General features: G+C 69.7%; 18 protein-coding genes, 1 pseudogene and 1 riboswitch. Of the genes and pseudogenes, 14 read left to right on the top strand and 5 right to left on the bottom strand.

Annotated elements, in window-relative coordinates; genetic code table 11:
* Window position 1: 1 nt before the first annotated feature.
* The gene (locus J2X34_RS24335; RefSeq protein WP_114719258.1) at window positions 2–277 is read right to left on the bottom strand and encodes an Lrp/AsnC family transcriptional regulator; all 276 of its coding nucleotides are present in this window, start codon (window positions 275–277) and stop codon (window positions 2–4) included.
* 9 nt (window positions 278–286) lie between these two features.
* Window positions 287–2,035: a DEDD exonuclease domain-containing protein gene (locus J2X34_RS24340; RefSeq protein ID WP_429519970.1), complete on the bottom strand. Its 1,749-nt coding sequence runs from the start codon at window positions 2,033–2,035 to the stop codon at window positions 287–289.
* A 503-nt stretch (window positions 2,036–2,538) separates the two neighbouring features.
* Window positions 2,539–2,703: riboswitch (cyclic di-AMP (ydaO/yuaA leader) on the top strand.
* Between the two features lie 15 nt (window positions 2,704–2,718).
* Between J2X34_RS24340 and J2X34_RS24345 the strand changes: the two genes are divergently transcribed.
* From J2X34_RS24345 to J2X34_RS24360, 4 genes are all read left to right on the top strand, one after another.
* Window positions 2,719–3,330, top strand: a complete 612-nt coding sequence (locus J2X34_RS24345) for a C40 family peptidase (RefSeq protein ID WP_429519971.1) — start codon at window positions 2,719–2,721, stop codon at window positions 3,328–3,330.
* A 268-nt stretch (window positions 3,331–3,598) separates the two neighbouring features.
* The gene (locus J2X34_RS24350) at window positions 3,599–4,636 is read left to right on the top strand and encodes an NlpC/P60 family protein (protein ID WP_429519976.1); all 1,038 of its coding nucleotides are present in this window, start codon (window positions 3,599–3,601) and stop codon (window positions 4,634–4,636) included.
* Between the two features lie 96 nt (window positions 4,637–4,732).
* Window positions 4,733–6,109, top strand: coding sequence for a hypothetical protein (locus J2X34_RS24355; RefSeq protein ID WP_429519972.1), 1,377 nt, complete (start codon window positions 4,733–4,735; stop codon window positions 6,107–6,109).
* A 37-nt stretch (window positions 6,110–6,146) separates the two neighbouring features.
* Window positions 6,147–7,274, top strand: a complete 1,128-nt coding sequence (locus tag J2X34_RS24360) for a glycosyltransferase family 4 protein (RefSeq protein ID WP_114719262.1) — start codon at window positions 6,147–6,149, stop codon at window positions 7,272–7,274.
* An 82-nt stretch (window positions 7,275–7,356) separates the two neighbouring features.
* Here J2X34_RS24360 and J2X34_RS24365 read toward each other — a convergent pair whose 3' ends face one another.
* On the bottom strand, window positions 7,357–9,168 hold the full coding sequence (locus tag J2X34_RS24365) for an AMP-dependent synthetase/ligase (protein WP_114719424.1): 1,812 nt from the start codon (window positions 9,166–9,168) through the stop codon (window positions 7,357–7,359).
* A 169-nt stretch (window positions 9,169–9,337) separates the two neighbouring features.
* Between J2X34_RS24365 and J2X34_RS24370 the strand changes: the two genes are divergently transcribed.
* From J2X34_RS24370 to J2X34_RS24405, 8 genes and pseudogenes are all read left to right on the top strand, one after another.
* Entirely contained in the window at window positions 9,338–9,724 is a 387-nt protein-coding gene (locus tag J2X34_RS24370; RefSeq protein WP_114719263.1) for a polyketide cyclase / dehydrase and lipid transport, read from the top strand.
* Window positions 9,725–9,811: 87 nt separating this feature from the next.
* Window positions 9,812–10,249, top strand: coding sequence for an SRPBCC family protein (locus tag J2X34_RS24375; RefSeq protein ID WP_114719264.1), 438 nt, complete (start codon window positions 9,812–9,814; stop codon window positions 10,247–10,249).
* 35 nt (window positions 10,250–10,284) lie between these two features.
* Window positions 10,285–11,490: an ArsA family ATPase gene (locus J2X34_RS24380; RefSeq protein WP_429519977.1), complete on the top strand. Its 1,206-nt coding sequence runs from the start codon at window positions 10,285–10,287 to the stop codon at window positions 11,488–11,490.
* Entirely contained in the window at window positions 11,487–11,903 is a 417-nt protein-coding gene (locus J2X34_RS24385) for a hypothetical protein (RefSeq protein WP_429519973.1), read from the top strand. Before J2X34_RS24380 ends, J2X34_RS24385 begins: the two co-directional genes overlap by 4 nt.
* A gap of 44 nt (window positions 11,904–11,947) precedes the next feature.
* Window positions 11,948–12,934, top strand: a complete 987-nt coding sequence (locus J2X34_RS24390) for an ROK family protein (RefSeq protein WP_429519978.1) — start codon at window positions 11,948–11,950, stop codon at window positions 12,932–12,934.
* A 67-nt stretch (window positions 12,935–13,001) separates the two neighbouring features.
* Entirely contained in the window at window positions 13,002–13,739 is a 738-nt protein-coding gene (locus J2X34_RS24395) for a lysophospholipid acyltransferase family protein (RefSeq protein WP_174911040.1), read from the top strand.
* A gap of 57 nt (window positions 13,740–13,796) precedes the next feature.
* Entirely contained in the window at window positions 13,797–14,432 is a 636-nt protein-coding gene (locus tag J2X34_RS24400; RefSeq protein ID WP_397484382.1) for a vancomycin high temperature exclusion protein, read from the top strand.
* A 100-nt stretch (window positions 14,433–14,532) separates the two neighbouring features.
* Window positions 14,533–15,309, top strand: a pseudogene (locus J2X34_RS24405) (DUF4436 family protein); the annotation flags it as partial.
* Between the two features lie 42 nt (window positions 15,310–15,351).
* Here J2X34_RS24405 and J2X34_RS24410 read toward each other — a convergent pair.
* On the bottom strand, window positions 15,352–16,668 hold the full coding sequence (locus J2X34_RS24410; protein WP_114719267.1) for a glycosyltransferase 87 family protein: 1,317 nt from the start codon (window positions 16,666–16,668) through the stop codon (window positions 15,352–15,354).
* A 66-nt stretch (window positions 16,669–16,734) separates the two neighbouring features.
* Here J2X34_RS24410 and J2X34_RS24415 point away from each other — a divergent pair, with 66 nt between their 5' ends.
* Window positions 16,735–17,226 (top strand): polyadenylate-specific 3'-exoribonuclease AS, encoded by a 492-nt coding sequence (locus J2X34_RS24415; protein ID WP_114719268.1) that lies wholly within the window; start codon window positions 16,735–16,737, stop codon window positions 17,224–17,226.
* A 100-nt stretch (window positions 17,227–17,326) separates the two neighbouring features.
* Complete coding sequence (locus J2X34_RS24420; protein ID WP_114719430.1) at window positions 17,327–18,712, top strand: class II 3-deoxy-7-phosphoheptulonate synthase; 1,386 nt, start codon at window positions 17,327–17,329, stop codon at window positions 18,710–18,712.
* Between the two features lie 71 nt (window positions 18,713–18,783).
* Here the strand turns inward: J2X34_RS24420 and J2X34_RS24425 are convergent.
* A partial coding sequence (locus tag J2X34_RS24425; RefSeq protein WP_429519979.1) for an IS3 family transposase occupies window positions 18,784–18,856 on the bottom strand: 73 nt, incomplete at its 5' end.

Raw genomic sequence — 18,856 nt, forward strand, 5'->3', positions numbered from 1 at the left:
TCTACTCGCCGAGCGAGAAGGCCGCCTCGACGTCGGCGCTCGAGTACGACTGGAAAGCGATGTGCGTCGCGGTCTTGAGCACGCCGGGCACCTTGTTGATCCGCTCGGTCACGACCTCGGCGATCTGTGCGTGGTCGCGGACCTTGACGATCGCGATCAGGTCGATGTCGCCCGCGCACGAATAGACCTCGGACACTCCGGCGAGATCGGCCACCGCCTGCGCGGTCTCGGGGATCCGGTCGGCCTCGGCGTGGATCATGACGATGGCGTTGATCATGGTGCTCCTTCAGTGCTCTGGTGCGGCACGGTGCTGTCGTTCGTCCAACACAGTAGGCGGTGCCGCGCCCCGCGCCAGCGTGCACCAGTCCTCCCACGAACCCGCTCCGTGGGCCGGTTCGCCGTATCCCGCACTGGTTCGGACGATGCGGGTGCCGTCGGCGTACAGCCATCGTGCGACGAGCCCCACTTCCTCGGGCGAGGCGCCGCGGAGCGGAGTCGCATCGGGCAGGACGGTCTCCGCCGACGCCACCAGCGCCTCGACCACCGGCATCGGTGGAACCCCGCGCAGTGCGACGCCGGCGGCGGCCAGGCGCCCGGAGCGGACCACCGCGAACTCCCACCCGCCGTCGGCCGCCCGCCGGGCCGCGATCAGCTCGTCGACGGCGGTCAGCGACCCGAGCCGTTGCATGCGCCGAAGGGCCAGCCCGAGCGCCGCGGTGCGGTCACGCAGTCGTGCGGCGCTCTCGAACAGTTCGGCGGCCGCCAACTCCTCGATCCGGTCGCGCATTCGGTGCAGTGGCGCGTCGTCGGTGCCGCGGAACAATGCCCGCGCCAGCTCGGGCGCGACGGCGTAGCCGTCCTCGTCGTCGGAGATCGCGGGACAGCCGCCGAGATCGCGGGGAGGGCACTTGGGTCCGTGCGGCTGGCCCCGGCGGATGCGCGTGGTGCACGTCCGCAGGCCGCAGAACTCGGCGACGGTCTGTGCGGCGTCGGCGGCGTCGGTGCGGGACCGGAACGGCCCCAGCGCGTCGATCGTCGCTGTACGGACCACCGAGAGGCGCGGGAAGGCCTCGTCGGTGAGGGTGACCCACCAGCCGCGCATCGGGAACTTGGATCGGCGGTTGTACGGGGGCACGTGGGCGCTGAGCAGTCGGAGCTCGCGTACCCCGGCCTCGAGTGGATGCGCGCATTCGACGTGATCGATCCGTGTGGCGAGCGCGACCATCTCCTTCATCCGCCCCCGCGTCTCCGACCCGGTGAAGTAGGTACGGACCCGGCTGCGGAGATCGGTCGCGGTGCCGACGTAGAGGACCTCGTCGGACGGGCCGCGGAACAGGTAGACCCCGGGGGTGCGGGGGAGGTGGCTCGCGAGTGTGCGCTTGGCGCGCTGTTCGGACGACACCCGCGGCAGGTAGTCGAGAAGCTCGGGGAGGCTGTGCACACCCTGATTGCCGACCCGGTCGATGAGGGCGTGCAGGACGTCGACCGTGGCCTTGGCGTCGTCGAGTGCGCGGTGCGTCGGGGTGGTCTCGGCCCCGAACAGGGTCGCGAGCGCCGAGAGCTTCACCGACGGCGCCTCGTCGCGGCTCAGGACACGGCGGGCGAGCTTCACGGTGCACAACACCTGGAACTTGGGCCACGGGATGTCCTGGCGGGCCGCGGCGGCCTTGAGGAACCCGACGTCGAATCCCGCGTTGTGGGCGACCAGCACGGCGCCGCGGGCGAACTCGAGGAACGCGGGCAGGACGGCGTCGATGCGGGGTGCACCGCGCACCATCGCGGTCGTGATTCCGGTGATCTCGACGATGTACGGCGGGATCGCGCGTCCCGGGTCGATGAGGGTTCCGAGCTCACCGACGATCTCGCCGCCACGCACCTTCACGGCGCCGATCTCGGTGATGGCATCGGTATCGGCGCTGCCGCCGGTGGTTTCGAGGTCGACGACGACGAAGGTGATCTCGCGCAGCGGTGTGTCCAGCTCGTCGAACGTCAGTTGGGTTCCGTCGGTCGAACGGGCGAATCGCGGCGCACTCACGCCTCGGGACACTAGAGACCGGCACCGACAGTGCCCGCGGCACGCGGGGGCACGCACCGGAAGTCGGTGGATCGGGTGGCGTTTCGGCGTGGAGAGACGAGGATCACACCGGCCCGGCGGGCTCGTCGAATGTGTGGCGCGTGATCTTCGTTGCGGGACTGCGGTTTCGGTGGCCGCGTGTGGGTCGTGTGCCGTTGTCGGCGGGGGCGCTGCGTCCCTCGGCCCGGCGCGGTGTCGATCGGCGTTGACCAGTGGTGACGCCGGATACACGGGCTCCTGTCGGGGTGTGGTCGGTCCCCGGCGGGGCGCGGGGTGCCGGTCGCGGGCGCGAGGGAAAGGGACCGCTCGTTATCTCGTCGTGATCATGTGTCGATCGAAGCGGGTTGAAACCCGGCAAATCGGGAAAACGGAGCGATTTCCGCGCGTCCAAGTCGACACGAGGGATGCGCTTTCGTAATCTTCTCGAGACCTAGCGGAGTCTTGCCGCCCCACCCGGGACGGCATCGCTGGGACCGCCTAATCGGAACCTCTCCGGAGGGGACGAGCCGGGAACCCAAGTTTTTCTGGGGTGAATCCCGTCGAAGCCGCGCTGCGGTGTCGTCGGGTAGGGCTGATCTTCCCAGCCCGAACCCGTCAGCTAACTCGGTCGGCGGACGAACGGAAGAAACGGAGTCCCCTTTCTCGTGGCGTCATCTACTTTCACGCGTTCCGCGCGTCGCGCCGCCGTTGCCGGCGCACTTGCCGTCGGAGCCGTCACGGTTTCCGCCGCCCCCGCCCTTGCCGATCCGATCAACATCCCGGGTGTCGGCACCGTCGAGGTCCCCGGTGTGACGCAGCAGCAGGTCGACGCCGCGATCGCGAGCATCACCCCGAGCATTCCCGAGGGCATCGTGCCCGGCGTCGCGACCGGCAGCGCGGCTGCGGTCCCGGCCCCGCTCGCCCCCATCGTCACCGCAGGTGAGAAGGCCGTCGAGGCCGCCAGGGCCAAGCTCGGTGCCCCGTACGTGTACGGCGCTGCCGGCCCGGACGCGTTCGACTGCTCGGGTCTGGTCCAGTGGGCCTACAAGCAGGCCGGTATGAACCTCCCGCGCACCAGCTACGACCAGGCCGCCGCCGGTTTCGCCGTGGCCCAGTCCGACCTGCGGGTCGGCGACGTGATCTCGTTCTACGGCGGAAGCCACTCGGGCATCTACGCGGGCGACGGCAATGTCATCCACGCCTCGACCGCGGGTCAGCCGGTCAAGCTGGCGCCCGTGTCGTCGATGCCGTTCGACGGCGCACGCCGCTACGCGTGACGCGCTAGACGTTCGACGTGTGCAGGGCGGGTCCGACTCCGGTCGGACCCGCCCTGCACGTCTTTCGACGCGTGTCCGTCCCGGGCCTTTTGTGGCTTTCGCGACGATGTACGAATTGTCCTACTCCCGGGTAGACACGGACATATGCCATTCCGTAACCTGTTCGAGACCTTACGGACCCCCTTGCAGGCCCCACCGCCGTCTGGTGGAGACGAATCCAGAAACGGAGAGTCGCGCCGCTGTGCCCTCCCAGAAGTCCTCGCAGAAGATGAAGCGTTCGATGTGTGCCGCTCTGGCGACGGGAGTGCTCTCCCTGACCCTCGTGGGACTGCCCGCCGGTTCGGCCGGCGCGGATCCGTTGGTGAGCAACCCGACCGAGGCGCTGGAGCGGCTCGCGGACCTGTCGCGCGAATCCGAACAGACCACCGAGGCGCTGCACAACGCGCAGATCGACCTCGACGGCAAGCAGGCGGCCCAGCGGGACGCGGAGGCGCGCCTGGCCGGAGATCGTGACCTGCTTGCCGCCGCCGAGTCCCGGATCGACCAGTTCCGTCCCACGGTCGGCAAGCTCGCCGCCGCCAGCTACCAGGGCGCCCGCACCAACCGGTTGTTCGCGCTGATGGTGAGCGACTCGCCGCAGCAGCTGCTCGATCAGATGTCGGCGCTCGACGCGATCTCGAACGAGACCTCGAAGGCCGTCTCCGGATTCAAGCAGGCGACCGCCGACGCGACCGCCGCGGCGGAGGCCTCGCAGGCTTCGGCCGATGCGGCGCGCGCCGCGACCGAGCAGGCCAAGCAGGTCAGCGACGAGCTCCAGAACAAGCAGAGCGAGCTGCAGAAGCAGATCGACTCGGTCACCAAGGCATTCGACCAGCTCACCGGTGCCGAGCGTGCACAGCTGGCAGGCTCGCCGTTCCCGGCCGGCGTCGACGCCAGGAGCATCCTGGCGAACCTCGGCTCGGGTACCGGATCGGCCGCGTTGCAGGCCGGACTGACCCAGGTGGGGAAGCCCTACAGCTGGGGCGCGACCGGTCCTGACGCGTACGACTGCTCCGGGCTCGTGGTGTGGGCGTACAAGCAGATCGGCAAGGTTCTGCCGCGCTCGAGTCAGGCGCAGGCCGATGGCGGTACGCCGGTCGACAAGAGTCAGCTGCAGCCCGGCGACGTGGTGTTGTTCTACAGCGACGCCTCGCACGTCGGCCTGTACGCCGGTGACGGCAACGTGCTGCACGCCTCGACGTACGGCACGCCGGTGAAGGTCGACTCCATGGCGTCGATGCCCTTCTACGGCGCTCGCCGCTACTGAGAACGCCGCCCCAACGCTCGATACACCGACACCGGATGGACCCGATACCCAGGGGTATCGGGTCCATCCGTGTCCGCGGCTCCTAGACTCTCGGACGTGCCCGATGATGATCACTCACCGAGTCCCGCGCCGCGGCGGCGTGTGCGTCGGTGGGAGTGGGTAGGTCTGGCCGGGCTGGGTATCGCGGTGGCGCTGGTCCTCTCCCTGACGACGTTCGACCGGGGCGGTGACGAACCGGAGGCGCCGGGCCCCGCAGCGCCGGTCGGGAACCCGTACGACGACGGTCGCCGGACGGGTGCACAGGCAGTGCTGGACGAGTGGGCGCGTGCGGTGCGGACAGGGGACACGGCGGCGCTGCCGGCGTTGTTCGATCCGCAGGCGACACCGGGTTTTCTCGACTCGGAGGTCCGGCGGGCCGACAATGCTGCGCAGGTTCCCTTCTCCGAGTTCGCCTACGACATCGGGCTCGAACCGGAGACGCCGGTCCCGTCCGGGTTGGCGGACGCGCTCGGTGCCTCCGACGTGTGGGCCCCGGCGGTGTACCTGCGCTACGGGATCGCCGGCGCGGATGCCCAGTCCACCCGCAAGCCGGTCTCGCTTCTGTTGGCTCGGCATGGTGACGAGTGGAAGCTGGTGGACGATTCGCCACTGCCCGGATCGAATCGTGAAACGTGGCGCGGTCCTTGGGATTTCGGACCCGTCACGACACGGACGGTGGCCGGTGAAGAGGGGCGCCCGTCGATCGTGCTCGGTCACCCCGAGCAGTCGGCGATGATCGATTTGATCGCGGCGGACCTCGGGGACGCCGTCGCCCACGTGACCGACGTGTGGGGCGAGGACTGGTCGCGAAGGGCCGTCGTCATGGTGGCCGGCTCGCAGGAGGAGTTCTCCTCGCTGGTGGGCTCGGACCACAGCGGAGCCGACATCGCCGCGGTCGCGGTGTCCGATGCCGTGGATCATCGTTCGGGGACGGCGTCGGGGCAGCGGATCGTGTTCAGTCCGGAGGCGGCGGGACGCCTCACCGACCTGACCCGGGTCTCGGTCCTGCGGCACGAACTCACCCATGTCGCGGCCCGTCCGGCAACCGAGGACGGATCCCCCATGTGGATGCTCGAGGGTTACGCGGACTACATCGGCTACCACGGGATCGAGGCGCGATTCGGGGACCTCGCGCCCACCCTGGCGGCGGAGGTGGCGCGGACCGGTCCGCCGACGGCGCTGCCGGCGAACGAGGACTTCCGGGCCGGCGGTGACACCGCCCGCGCGGCCTACGAATCGTCCTGGTCCCTTGCGGCTTTCATCGCCGCCGAGTACGGCGAGCCGCGTCTGGACGAGCTGTACCGGCAGCTGGCCCGGGGGCCGGTCACCGCGACCGATCTCGACAGCCGGATCCGCGGCATCCTGGGCACCGGGACGGACGGGTTGGTCGATTCGTGGGCCGGCTGGATCAAGGGGCAGCTGTCCCGACCCTGACGCCCGGTGCCGGGTCGCCGGCACCTACGGTGGACGCATGCGTCGAACCCTGTTGGTGACGAATGACTTTCCTCCGCGACCTGGTGGAATCCAGTCGTACCTGCATGCCTTTGCGGCCCAGCTTCCCGCGGACGAACTGGTCGTCTACGCCCCGAGATGGCGCGGGGACAGCCACATTCGTTTCGACGCCGAGCAACCCTACGCGGTGGTGCGGCACCCGACGACGCTGATGGTGCCCACGCCGTTCGTGGCGCGGCGTGCGGCCAAGCTCGTCGAGAAGTACGAGTGCACCAGTGTGTGGTTCGGGGCGGCGGCCCCGCTGGCCCTGCTGGCGCCGACGGTCCGCCGCGCCGGTGCGCAGCGGGTGATCGCGTCCACCCACGGCCACGAGGTGGGCTGGTCCATGCTGCCCGGCGCGCGACAGGCCCTGCGCCGGATCGGGGACCACACCGACGCCGTCACCTATGTCAGCAAGTACACGCGGGGCAGGTTCGCGGCGGCATTCGGGTCGCACGCCGCGCTCGAGCACCTGCCGTCGGGCGTCGACACCGACCTGTTCCGTCCCGACCCGGCGGCGCGCGCGGAACTGCGCGCACGCTACGGGCTGGGGGATCGGCCGACGGTCCTGTGCCTGTCGCGGTTGGTTCCGCGCAAGGGGCAGGACCAGCTGATCCGCGCGCTGCCCGCGATCCGGCGGCGCATCGACGGCGCGGTCCTGGTGATCGTCGGCGGGGGGCCCGACGCCGAGCGGTTGCGGGCGCTCGCCCACGAGTGCGGCGTCGCCGAGCACGTCGTGTTCACCGGCGGCGTCCCGGCCGCGGAGCTGGCGGCGCACCACACCATCGCGGACGTCTTCGCGATGCCGTGCCGGACCCGCGGTGCCGGGCTGGACGTGGAGGGACTCGGCATCGTCTACCTCGAGGCGTCGGCCACCGGCGTGCCGGTGATCGCCGGCCGTTCCGGTGGTGCGCCGGAGACGGTCGTCGAGCACGAGACCGGGCTCGTCGTCGACGGCACGTCCGTGGACGACGTCGCGCAGTCGGTGATCTCGGTGCTCGAGGATCGGGACCGGGCCGCCGCGATGGGCGCGGCCGGGCGTGAATGGGTGAAGGCGAACTGGCGCTGGGATGTGCTGGGGGGCAAGCTGCGTCGCCTGCTGGGCTGACGCGGGCAAGAGCCGCGCACGGAAAAGTCGGGCGCCCACCGTCCGAAGAGGAGGGTGGGCGCCGGACCAGGTCGCGGTGGAACTACTTGCTGTAGATCCGCTCGATGTCGTCGGCGAAGCTCTCGTGGACGACGTTGCGCTTGAGCTTCAGGGTGGGGGTGAGCTCACCGGTCTCCTCGGTGAAGTCGACCGGCAGGATGCGGTACTTCTTGATGGCCTCGGCATGCGAGACGAGCTTGTTGGCCTCCGCGATGGCCTCGTCGATCTCGGCGGTCAGATCGGGATCGCTCAGCAGTTCGGCGACCGTGGTTCCTGCGGTCTTCCCGTTGCGCTCGTTCCATCCGGGCAGCGCCTCGGCGTCGATGGTGATCAGCGCGCCGATGAACGGCTTCTGGTCGCCGACGACGATCGCCTGGCTGATCAGCGGGTGGGCCCGCAGGTGATCCTCGAGCTGCGCGGGGGCGACGTTCTTGCCGCCGGCGGTGACGATGATCTCCTTCTTGCGGCCGGTGATGGTGATGTAGCCGGCGGAGTCGACGGTGCCCAGGTCGCCGGTGTGGAACCAGCCGTCCTCGATGGCGTCCTTCGTCGCGGCCTCGTTGCGCCAGTAGCCGGAGAACACCACCGGGCCGGACAGCAGGATCTCGCCGTCCTCGGCGATGCGAACCGAGTTGCCGGCCAATGGCTTTCCGACCGTACCGACCTTCTGGTTGCCGATCGTGTTGACGGCGAACGCGGCGGTGGTCTCGGTGAGGCCGTAGCCCTCGTAGATCGTGACGCCGATGCCGCGGAAGAAGTGGCCGAGGCGCGCGCCCAGGGGAGCGCCTCCGGAGATCGCGAGCTGGCACTTGCCGCCGAGCGCCGCCCGCAGCTTGGCGTAGACCAGCTTGTCGAACACGGCGTGCTTGATGTTGAGGATCAGGCCCGGGCCGCCGTTGTCCTTGGCCTCGCTCCACTCGACCGCGGTGGTGGCCGCCAGGTCGAAGATCTTGCCCTTGCCCTCCGAGTGCGCCTTCTGGCGGGCGGTGTTGTAGACCTTCTCGAACACGCGCGGGACGGACAGGATGAAATCGGGCTTGAAGGTGGCGAACGTCGGTACCAGGTTCGGGATGTCACTGGTGTGGCCGAGGGAGGCGCCGGCGTCGAAGGCCGCGATGCTGACTGCGCGCGCGAGGACGTGCGCGAGCGGCAGGAACATCAGGGTGCTCACGCCCGGCGTCGTCAGCAGCTTGCCGAGACTCGAATCGATGATGCCCTTGGACTCGGCGATGAGGTTCGAGTGGGTGAGCTGGCAGCCCTTGGGGCGTCCGGTGGTGCCGGAGGTGTAGATGAGGGTCGCCGGATCGCTGGCCTTCAGGGCCTTGGCGCGGGCCCGTACCTCGTCGTCCGGGATGTCGGCGCCCTGCGCCGTCAGGACCGCAACCGCGCCCTCGTCGGTACCGGACGGCTCGATCTGGAGCACGGCCCGCAGATCGGGTGCGGCGGCGGCAACCTCCGCGATGGCCGTGGAGTGCTTGGCGGTCTCGACGATGAGGCCGATCGCGCCGGAGTCCTCGAGGATCCACTTGACCTGGTCGGCGGAGGAGGTCTCGTAGATCGGCACCGTGACGCCGCCCGCGCTCCAGATCGCGTAGTCGAACAGGGACCACTCGTAGCGGGTCGCGGACATCAGCGCGACGCGGTCGCCGGGCTGGACGCCGCGGGCGATCAGTCCCTTCGCGACGGCGGTCACCTGATCGGCGAACTCGCGGGCGGTGACGTCCACCCAGGACCCGCCGACCTGTCGCCGGTAGACGACGTGTCCGGGCTTGGTCGTCGAGTACTCGAAGACGGAGTCGACCGCGGATGCGTCCTCCGGGATTGTGAACGTGGCAGGAACGCTGAACTCGGGCACGACAACCTCCGACACTGCAGATACTGACGAGTAGGGTTTGCTGGTCCTCACGATAGACCGACCGAGGACAGCACGCGGCAAGGCTACCTACCTGCGGCTTGGTGGATCTTCTCCCACCCAGGTGTAGTCCAGATCACGGGGCGTGAGGGCGGTGTGTGAAGCTGTGGGAGTGAGCAGCATTCAGGTCGCCGACCAGACTTTTGTCGCCGCAGCCCCGGAGAAGGTGGCTGCCCGCGTATCCGTGCCCGCGCGCTGGCGTGCGTGGTGGCCCGACCTCGTTCTCGACGTCCGTGAGAATCGGGCGGAGAAGGGGATTCGCTGGACGGTGGCGGGTCCGCTGACCGGCACGATGGAGGTGTGGCTCGAGCAGGTCATGGACGGCACCGTCGTCCACTACTTCCTGCATGCGGAGCCGACCGGCGTGAGCCCGCAGGCGCTGGCGTCCCTCGACCTGGCCGGAATGAACCACGCCCGACGGCTCGCGGGCAAGGTGATGACGTTCGAGCTCAAGCAACAGCTCGAGGCGGGACGCGCCGCGGGTGAACCCCCGCAGTAGTGAGATTGTGAGTCCTGTCGGAAATCGTGTGAGATGGACGTGCGGTGACGCGCACGTCGCGCCGTTCTGAAAGGAAGCGTCCGAGGCATGGCCGAGAAGACCAAGAGGTCGATCACCGTCGACGCACCCGCCGAGCGGGTGATGGGTGTGATCGCCGACTTCGACGACTACCCGGCATGGGTGGAGGCCGCGAAGTCGGTCGAGGTGCTCTCGACGGGGCCCGACGGCCGCGCCGAACAGGTCCGATTCGTGCTGGACGCCGGGATGGTCAAGGACACCTACGTGCTCCGGTACCGCTGGGCGCCCGACGGGATGTCGGTGAGCTGGGAGCTGGTGTCCGGCGAGATCCAGAAGGCGCAGTTCGGGTCCTACACGCTCGAACGCGAACCCGGCGGCGGCACCAGTGTCACCTACGAACTGACGGTGGATCTGACGATCCCGATGATCGGTCTGTTCAAGCGCAAGGCGGAGAAGGTCATCACCGACACCGCGCTCAAGGAACTGAAGAAGCGGGTGGAGGGCTGAGCGCCGCCGGTTCCACCCGGGTCACCCAGGTCCGACTGTTCGTCGGCAAGGGCGGTGTCGGCAGGACGACGGTGGCGGCGGCGACGGCGGTCGCGCTCGCCGAGGCGGGACGTCGGGTCCTGCTGCTGTCCCTCGACCAGGCGCACTCGCTGTCGGATGTGCTCGACCGCCCGGTCGGGCGGAGCGAGGAGTCGCGCGTCGGACCGGGCCTCCACGCTCGCGAGATCGACACGCAGGCACTGCTCGAGGAGCGCTACCGCGGACTCGTCGCGCTGCTGGCCCTGGGTGGTGTCCACGATCACGGCGCCCAGTTCGCCGATCTGGCACCAGAGGAATTGACGGGGCTGCCCGGCGTCGAGGAGGCCCTCGGGCTCAACGAAGTGGTGCGACTGGCCGAACAGGCGCGCTGGGACGTCATCGTCGTGGACTGCCCGCCGACCGCGGACGCGCTGCGCACGTTGGCAATTCCCGGATCCGTCTCCGGATACGTGGAGCGCGTGTGGCCGCAGCACCGGCGTATCGCCGCCGCGACCTCGACCGATGCCCGGCTGGCCTTCGTCGTCGCGATGCTCGATCGGGTGCTCGACGCGACTGCCGCGGTGGGGGACCTGCTGCAGGACCGCGACCGGACGTCGGTGCGGGTGGTGACCTGCGCCGAGCGAGTCGCGCTCGCGGAGACCCGCCGGGTCCTGTCCGCGCTGGCGCTCGCCGGGCTCCGCGTCGATGCGATTGTCGTGAACAAGACTCTGCCCCAGATGGATTCGGGCGACATGCCGGAGGAGCTCGCGAGTTGGTGCGACACCCGCCGCACCACGGAGCGGAAGATCCTGGCCGAGTTGACGGCCACGACGGGTGAGGTGACGGTGCTGTCTGCCGACCACCTCGCGAACGAGCCGATAGGGTGGGATGCCCTCGGTGGTGTGGCACGCACGGTCTACACGGACGTGGCAGATCCGTCCGAGGTGCTCGGGGCAGACTGTGCGCCGGTGCGCGTCGCCCTCGAATCGGGTTCGGGCGACGTCGAATCGGTGTACGCGATGCGCATGCACTTGCCGCTCGTCGATCCCGGGACGTTGACGCTGGGACGAGTGGAGGACGACTTGCTGGTGGGAGCCGACGGCAGACGTCGTCGCGTGCGCCTGGCGTCGGTGCTGCGCCGCTGCGTCGTGCGCGACGCCGACTTCGACGGATCCGACCTGGTCGTGCGGTTCGTCCCCGATCCCGCAGTGTGGCCCCGGTGACCGGCGACCACGCCGAACTGGCCGCCGAACTCAAGGCGCTCGCCGAGACTGTTCTCGACCGGCTCGAGCCGATCCTGCAGAAGGCCGCGGCGGCCCGCTCCGGGGAGGGCGCAGCCGATGCCGCCGCTGCAGTCGCCGACACGGCCGGCGCGGGCACCGGCGCCCAGCCCGCCTGCAGCAGTTGCTCGTGGTGCCCGCTGTGCGCGCTGGCCGCTCTGGTGCGCGGTGAACAGCACGACCTCGTCACGCTGCTGGCAGGTCAGGGCGCCGTGCTGCTCGCCGTGCTGCGTGAGGTCCTCGACGATCACGACCGTGCCGCCACCGGTACCGCCGATGCGCCGACTGCCACTGCGCCGTCTGGGCCGTTCACGTCGCACAAGTTCGTGCCGATCGACGTCACGATCAAGCACTAGACACGCGGTACCCGCCGCACGCACCGCCGGGCGCGGTCGGCACAATCGGCAGGGTGGAGAGCACCGAACTTCTCACCGTCGGCGTGGACGTCGGGGGTACCAGCATCCGGGCCGCGGTCGTCGATGCGAGCGGTGACGTGCTCGATACGGCGCAGGCGCCGACGCCGCACGCTGCGGATGCACTCGAGCGGGGGATCGAGCGGGCCGTCCGCGAACTTGCCGATCGGCACCGCATCGCGGCGGTGGGTCTCGCCGTCGCCGGTTTCGTCGATTCCGACCGCACCACGGTCCGATTCGCGCCGCACCTGCCGTGGGTCGATGCGCCGGTGGCCCGCACGCTGGGTCAGCGCCTCGGTCTGCCCGTCGTCCTCGAGCACGACGCGAACGCGGCCGCGTGGGCGGAATGCCGGTTCGGTGCCGCCGCCGGCGGGCGCAATGTCGTCATCGTGGCGATCGGCACCGGCATCGGCGCCGCCCTGCTGATCGACGGCAGGCTGTACCGGGGCAGCTTCGGCGTGGCCCCCGAACTCGGGCACATGCAGGTCGTTCCCGAGGGCCGCCCGTGCGCGTGCGGGAAACGGGGATGCTGGGAGCGCTACTGCAGTGGCACCGCGCTGGTGGACACCGCACTCGAACTGCTCGCGGCCGACCCGTCGGCGTCGACCGTCCTGGCCCGCGCCGTCGCGGTCGATCCCGGGTCGCTGACCGGACGACGGATCGCGGCAGCGGCCTCGGACGGAGATCCGCTGGCGCTCGCGGTGTTCGCGGACTTCGCCCGCTGGCTCGGCGTGGGGCTGGCGACGGTCTCGGACGTCTTCGACCCCGACCTCATCGTGATCTGCGGCGGCGTCGGCATGTCGGCGCCGCTCTTCCTGGACGACGCCCGCGAGCACTATGCGCGCCTGACAACCGGTGCGGGCCACCGGCCGTTGGCGCGGATCCGGCACACCCTGCTCGGCGAGGCGGCCGCGATGATCGGTGCGGCGGATCTGGCCCGCGCGGCGGCGTGTGGCAGCGGTCCGGACTGCTGAGTACAGTCATTCCCTAGGTGGAGGCCTGGGTAGACCTGGGGGAATCGAGCTCGGACGGAAGGACGCCATGTGGTACTGGCTGTTTAAGTACGTGTTGTTGGGTCCGGTGCTGTTGCTCCTCGGGCGGCCGAAACTCGAAGGCGCCGAGAATATTCCGACCGACGGCCCGGCAATCCTCGCCAGCAACCACCAGGCGGTGCTCGACTCGTTCTTCCTTCCGCTACGAGTCAACCGCCGCATCACCTTCCTCGCGAAGAGCGAGTACTTCACCGGCACCGGGCTCAAGGGCCGCTTCCAGCGGTGGTTCTTCTCCGCCGTCGGCCAGGTCCCGATCGATCGAACCGGTGCCTCCGCCGCGCAGGACGCGCTCAACGCGGGCCTGCGCGTCCTCGGGGACGGCAAGCTCCTCGGCATCTACCCCGAGGGCACCCGCTCGCCCGACGGTCGCCTCTACAAGGGCAAGACCGGCATGGCCCGCCTCGCGCTCGAGTCCGGGGTCAAGGTCATCCCGGTCGCGATGATCGACACCGCGAAGGTCAACCCGATCGGCTCGCGCATGTGGAAGCCGGCGAAGGTCACCGTCCGCATCGGGGAGCCGATCGACTTCTCGCGCTTCGAGGGCATGGGCGGCAACCGCTTCGTCGAGCGGGCCGTCACCGACGAGGTCATGTACAAGTTGATGCGCCTGTCGGGTCAGGAATACGTCGACATCTACGCCGCGACGCTGAAGAACCCGGCCCCGGGAGCGCCCCCGGCCGAATCGGCGGCCGACGCCGCACGTGTGCCCGACACCCGCGCCGGATAGTCGCCGCCGGATGTGCCCGAACCTCGAACCTCCACAACCCTGATTCCTCGAGCCGTGTTGCGCGGCGCCTGTCTCGCAGGGGCGGGTGCGGTCGCGGTGGTGGGCCTGCCGTTCGTGTGGATCGGCGCGGCCGCGGCCGGACGAATGCACGATCCGTCCGATGCGCCGTACGCGCCGGTCGTGATCGTGCTGGGCGCGCGGGTGCGAGCCGGTCGGCCGATGAAGTTCCTCCGGGGCAGGCTGGACGCGACGGCGCGGTTGCTCGCGGACGGCAGCGCGTCCGTCGTGCTGGTCTCCGGCGACGCCCACGGGAAGTCCGGTGACGAGGTCGCGGCCATGACCGGCTATCTCGTCGCGGCCGGGGTCGACCCCGCGAGGATCGTCGAGGACCCGTACGGACTGGACACCTACGACACCTGCGTCCGCGCCGCCCGCACGTTCGGCATCCGGCGTGCTCTCGTCGTCACACAGCGTTTCCACCTCCCGCGCACCGTCGCGTTGGGGCGTGCCGCCGGGATCGATGTCGACGGTGTCCGCGCGGGTCGGGCCGGCGGGCGACGGTCGACGCTGGTGAAGAACACAGTCCGGGAGATGCTCGCCTATCCGAAGGCGGCGCGCGATGTCCTGACCGGCCGGGAGCCGAAAGTGTCCTCTCCGCCGGTCGATTCGGTGGCCGACGCGCTCGCCCGATAAATCCGTCCGGGTTTCCGATCGCGGTATCTTCCCACTCGTGCCCCTCGCATCGTTCCGGCGAAACCGGCCCCGGTTGTTCTGGGGGCTCGTCGTCTCCGTGATGGCCGTGTTCTACCTCGGTTCCCTCGCCGTGTACGCGTCGAGCACCGACGACCGCGACGAGGTCGTCGCGATCCACACCGACCACGACGAGGTGGCCGTGATCGTCACCCCGACGTCGCTGCACCCCGCCTCGGGCCGACTCGACGTGGAAGTCACCATCGGGCCGGGTTCCGATTTCTCCGGACCGGACGGGGAGACGCTCGCCGTACCGATCAGCCTGCATCTCGCGCCCAGCACGTCGCGCACCGAGCTGGTGTTCCCGGCCGGCGCGGTGCCGACCACGTTCGATGCTCAGCTGATGGTGCAAGGACAGGCCGGGCGGTGGCCGCTCGACCGGTTCGACGTCGCCCCTATGGTGGTCGCCGCATACACCGGCACGGGCGACGGCGTCGAGATCCACCGCAGCAGCGTCTACCTCGACGACAATGTCGAAGGCTGGACGGTCCGGTCGGACGCGGTGGGCGTCGACGAGGAGTTCGCCTCGAGCACGACGGTCCATCTCGCCAGGGGCGTGGGCACCCTCGTGTACTCGGCGATTCTGCTGCTGATGATGGCCGTGCTCGCGGCACTGGCCGCCTTCGTCGCCGTGCAGACCGCGCGACGCCGCCGACGGGTGCACACCGACATGCTCAGCTGGATGGCCGCGATGCTGTTCGCGGTCATTCCGCTGCGCGGCATCCTGCCGGGCAACCCGCCGATCGGCTCGTGGGTCGACATCGCACTGACCATGTGGGTCGTGGTGACGCTGGTCGGTTCGCTGACGGTGTACGTGCTCTGCTGGTGGCGCGATACCGCCGCGGAATCCTCGAGGGGAGCGTCAGGGGACGGTGGTCAGATGCGTGGTGCCCGCCACCGAGCCGGCCTCGCCGACGCGACGACGCCCGAGGTGGACGGCGACGGCCGCGATGACGGCGATCGCCCACCACACGTAGGACGAGGCGAGGAACTGATCCCACACGGGCCAGCCGGTTCCCTCCCAACGTCCGTGACCGAGGCGCCAGTGCGGGGCGATCACGAATATCGCCCCGCTGGCGACCACGCCGGCGCCGAGGACCAGGCTGCGCCGCCGGTACGCCTCGACGCCGACGAGCAGCAGCAGCGGGGCCACCCAGACCCAGTGGTGTGACCACGAGACGGGCGAGACCAGCAGTCCCAGCAGCGCGTTGACGAACAACGCCAGCGCCGCCGCGCCCGCAGCGAAGGCCCGCCACATCGCGACCCCTGCGAGCACGAGTGCGGCAGCGCTCAGCAGCAGCCACAGCACGCTGCGGACGGACGGGTCGAGACCGAGCCGGGCGAGGACACCGGTGATGCTCTGATTCGCGGGGTAGGCGGGTCCGCCGATCCGGCCCGAATCGAGCAGCGTGTCGGTCCAGTACTGCCACGAGTCGGCCCGCGCCACGACGAAGCCGATCGCGCCGAACCCGACGAAACTCAGCCCGGTCGTCACCGCCGCCCGGAAGTCCTTGCGGAGCAGGAAGAACAGGACGAAGACGGCGGGCGTCAGCTTGACGGCCGCGACGAACCCGATGAGCATGCCCCGCGGCCACGGCGTCTTCTTCAACAGACAGTCGGCCGCGACGAACACCATCAGCAGGATGTTCACCTGGCCGTAGTCGAGCGTCGAGTAGACCGGCTCCAACGTCAGGGCCGCTGCAGCGGCGGCCAGTGCCGTCCACACCAGAGTCGAGCGAGGCGAGATCCCGATGGACGCGAGGGTGAGCACCAGCGTCGCGAACAGGGCCACCAGCGACAGCGCCGTGAGCACCACGCCCGCCGCCTCGAGTGAGATCGCCGACATCGGACTGAACACCACGGCCGCGAGCGGCGGATACGTGAACGGCAGTCCGATTCCCGACTGGGTCGGGGGCATCGAGCCGTACAGCGGGCCACCGGCGGCGAACACCGACCCGCCGAGCCGGTAGACGTCGAGGTCGATCCGGTAGTAGAAGCCGACGTCACGCAGCCCGGGGATCCCGAACAGGTGGTACACCGCGCCGACCGCGCACGCGAGCACGATTGCGACGCGCGAGAGGACGACGACCGGCGAGCGCCGTCGGGACGTCGCCGATGGCGAGTCCGCGGCGGCAGCGGGGGACCGGTCGGCGGAGTCGGGGGTGGGGGTGTGCACCAAGCCATCCTTCTACGAACGGGGGGCGTGGTGTCGAGTGCCCCGGCGCGGGGGGCATAAGCTCCCCCGGTGCGCTACTTCTACGACTGTGAGTTCATCGAGGATGGTCGCACAATCGAGCTCGTCTCGATCGGTGTGGTTTGCGAGGACGGCCGCGAGTTCTACGCGGTGTCCACCGAGTTCGATCCCGAGCGTGCCGGCAAATGGGTGCGCCGGAACGTGCTGCCCAAGCTGCCGCCGCCGTCGTCGCCGCTGTGGAAGAGCCGTTCGCGCATCCGTGACGATCTGATGAAGTTCCTCGTGCCGCGGCCGGGCATCGAACCCGAACTGTGGGCGTGGGTCGCGGCATACGACCACGTCGCGCTCTGCCAGCTGTGGGGTGCGATGACCGAGCTGCCGTCGAACATGCCGCGCTACACGCGTGAGCTGCGTCAGCACTGGGAGATGAACGGCTGCCCGCCGCTGCCACCGGTTCCCGACGATGCGCACGACGCGCTCGCGGACGCCCGGCACAACCTCGCGAAGTTCGATGCGATCGAGGCTTTCCGCTCGGTTCGGTGACGAGGATCACCGCCTCCCGGCGGTGATCGGGTCACAGGTTGATCTTGTCGAATGGGGGCCTTCGGTTACCCGGGGTCGACGGGGCGAATATCCTGTAGTGGTGAACTGGACTGTCGACGTTCCGATCGACCGCTTGCCCGAACTTCCGCCGCTGCCCGCGGGTATGCGTGAGCAGCTCGACGCCGCGCTCGCCAAGCCGGCCGCGCAGCAGCCGCAGTGGCCCGCCGACCAGGCGTCGGCCATGCGCACCGTCCTCGAGAGCGTGCCGCCGATCACGGTGGCCAGCGAGGTCGAGGCGCTGTCGGCGAAGCTCGCAGAGGTGGCACGCGGTGAGGCCTTCCTGCTGCAGGGCGGTGACTGCGCGGAGACCTTCGCGGACAACACCGAACCGCACATCAAGGGCAACATCCGCACGCTGCTGCAGATGGCCGTCGTGCTCACCTACGGTGCGAGCCTGCCCGTCGTCAAGGTCGCGCGCATCGCCGGGCAGTACGCCAAGCCGCGCTCGTCGAACACCGACGCGCTGGGCCTGCCGTCGTACCGCGGAGACATGGTCAATTCGATCGTCGCCGACGAGTCGGTCCGGGTCCACGACCCGTCCCGTCTGGTCCGTGCGTACGCGAACGCCAGCGCGGCGATGAACCTCGTGCGTGCGCTCACCGGCGCCGGGATGGCCGATCTGCACAAGGTCCACGACTGGAACCGCGAGTTCGTGACGTCGTCGCCGGCCGGTGCCCGCTACGAGGCCCTCGCCGCCGAGATCGACCGCGGCCTGCAGTTCATGAACGCGTGCGGTGTCACCGACCCCAGCCTGCACCACGCACAGATCTTCGCCAGCCACGAGGCGCTCGTCCTCGACTACGAGCGCGCGATGTTGCGCCTCGACAACGACGACGATCACCCGAAGCTGTACGACCTGTCGGCGCACTTCCTGTGGATCGGCGACCGGACCCGCCAACTCGACGGCGCGCACATCGCGTTCGCCGAACTGCTCGCGAACCCGATCGGCCTCAAGATCGGCCCGAGCACGACCCCCGAGATGGCGGTCGAATACGTCGAGCGGCTGGACCCGACGAACAAGCCCGGCCGGCTGACGCTGATCTCGCGGATGGGCAACGGCAAGGTACGCGACCTGCTGCCGGCGATCATCGAGAAGGTGCAGGCCACCGGTCACCAGGTGATCTGGCAGTGCGATCCGATGCACGGCAACACCCACGAGGCATCCACCGGCTACAAGACCCGCCACTTCGACCGGATCGTCGACGAGGTGCAGGGCTTCTTCGAGGTGCACAACGGTCTCGGCACCCATCCGGGCGGCATCCACGTCGAACTCACCGGTGAGAACGTCACCGAGTGCCTCGGCGGCGCCCAGGACATCTCCGACCTGGACCTGTCCGGACGCTACGAGACCGCGTGCGACCCGCGCCTGAACACCCAGCAGTCGTTGGAGTTGGCGTTCCTCGTGGCGGAGATGCTCCGCGGCTGACACCCACCGCCCGTCCTGAAGGGTCCCTTCCTTGAACTGGTCCCCGATTGTTGGACTGGCTAAGTGAAAGCCTAGGCGGCGAGGGCCTGGGCCCGGTATTGCACCGGGCTCAGGCCCTCGAGTCGTGTGGAGATCCGTTCGGTG

The organism is Rhodococcus sp. BE178 (genome assembly GCF_050433545.1).
GTDB lineage: Bacteria > Actinomycetota > Actinomycetes > Mycobacteriales > Mycobacteriaceae > Prescottella.

What these genes read in the sequence shown, in the direction of transcription:
- J2X34_RS24335 (WP_114719258.1), bottom strand. Translation starts at nt 277, where the DNA reads ATGATCAACGCCATCGTCATGATCCACGCCGAGGCCGACCGGATCCCC.
- J2X34_RS24350 (WP_429519976.1), top strand. Translation starts at nt 3,599, where the DNA reads ATGAAGCGTTCGATGTGTGCCGCTCTGGCGACGGGAGTGCTCTCCCTG.
- J2X34_RS24360 (WP_114719262.1), top strand. Translation starts at nt 6,147, where the DNA reads ATGCGTCGAACCCTGTTGGTGACGAATGACTTTCCTCCGCGACCTGGT.
- J2X34_RS24375 (WP_114719264.1), top strand. Translation starts at nt 9,812, where the DNA reads ATGGCCGAGAAGACCAAGAGGTCGATCACCGTCGACGCACCCGCCGAG.
- J2X34_RS24395 (WP_174911040.1), top strand. Translation starts at nt 13,002, where the DNA reads ATGTGGTACTGGCTGTTTAAGTACGTGTTGTTGGGTCCGGTGCTGTTG.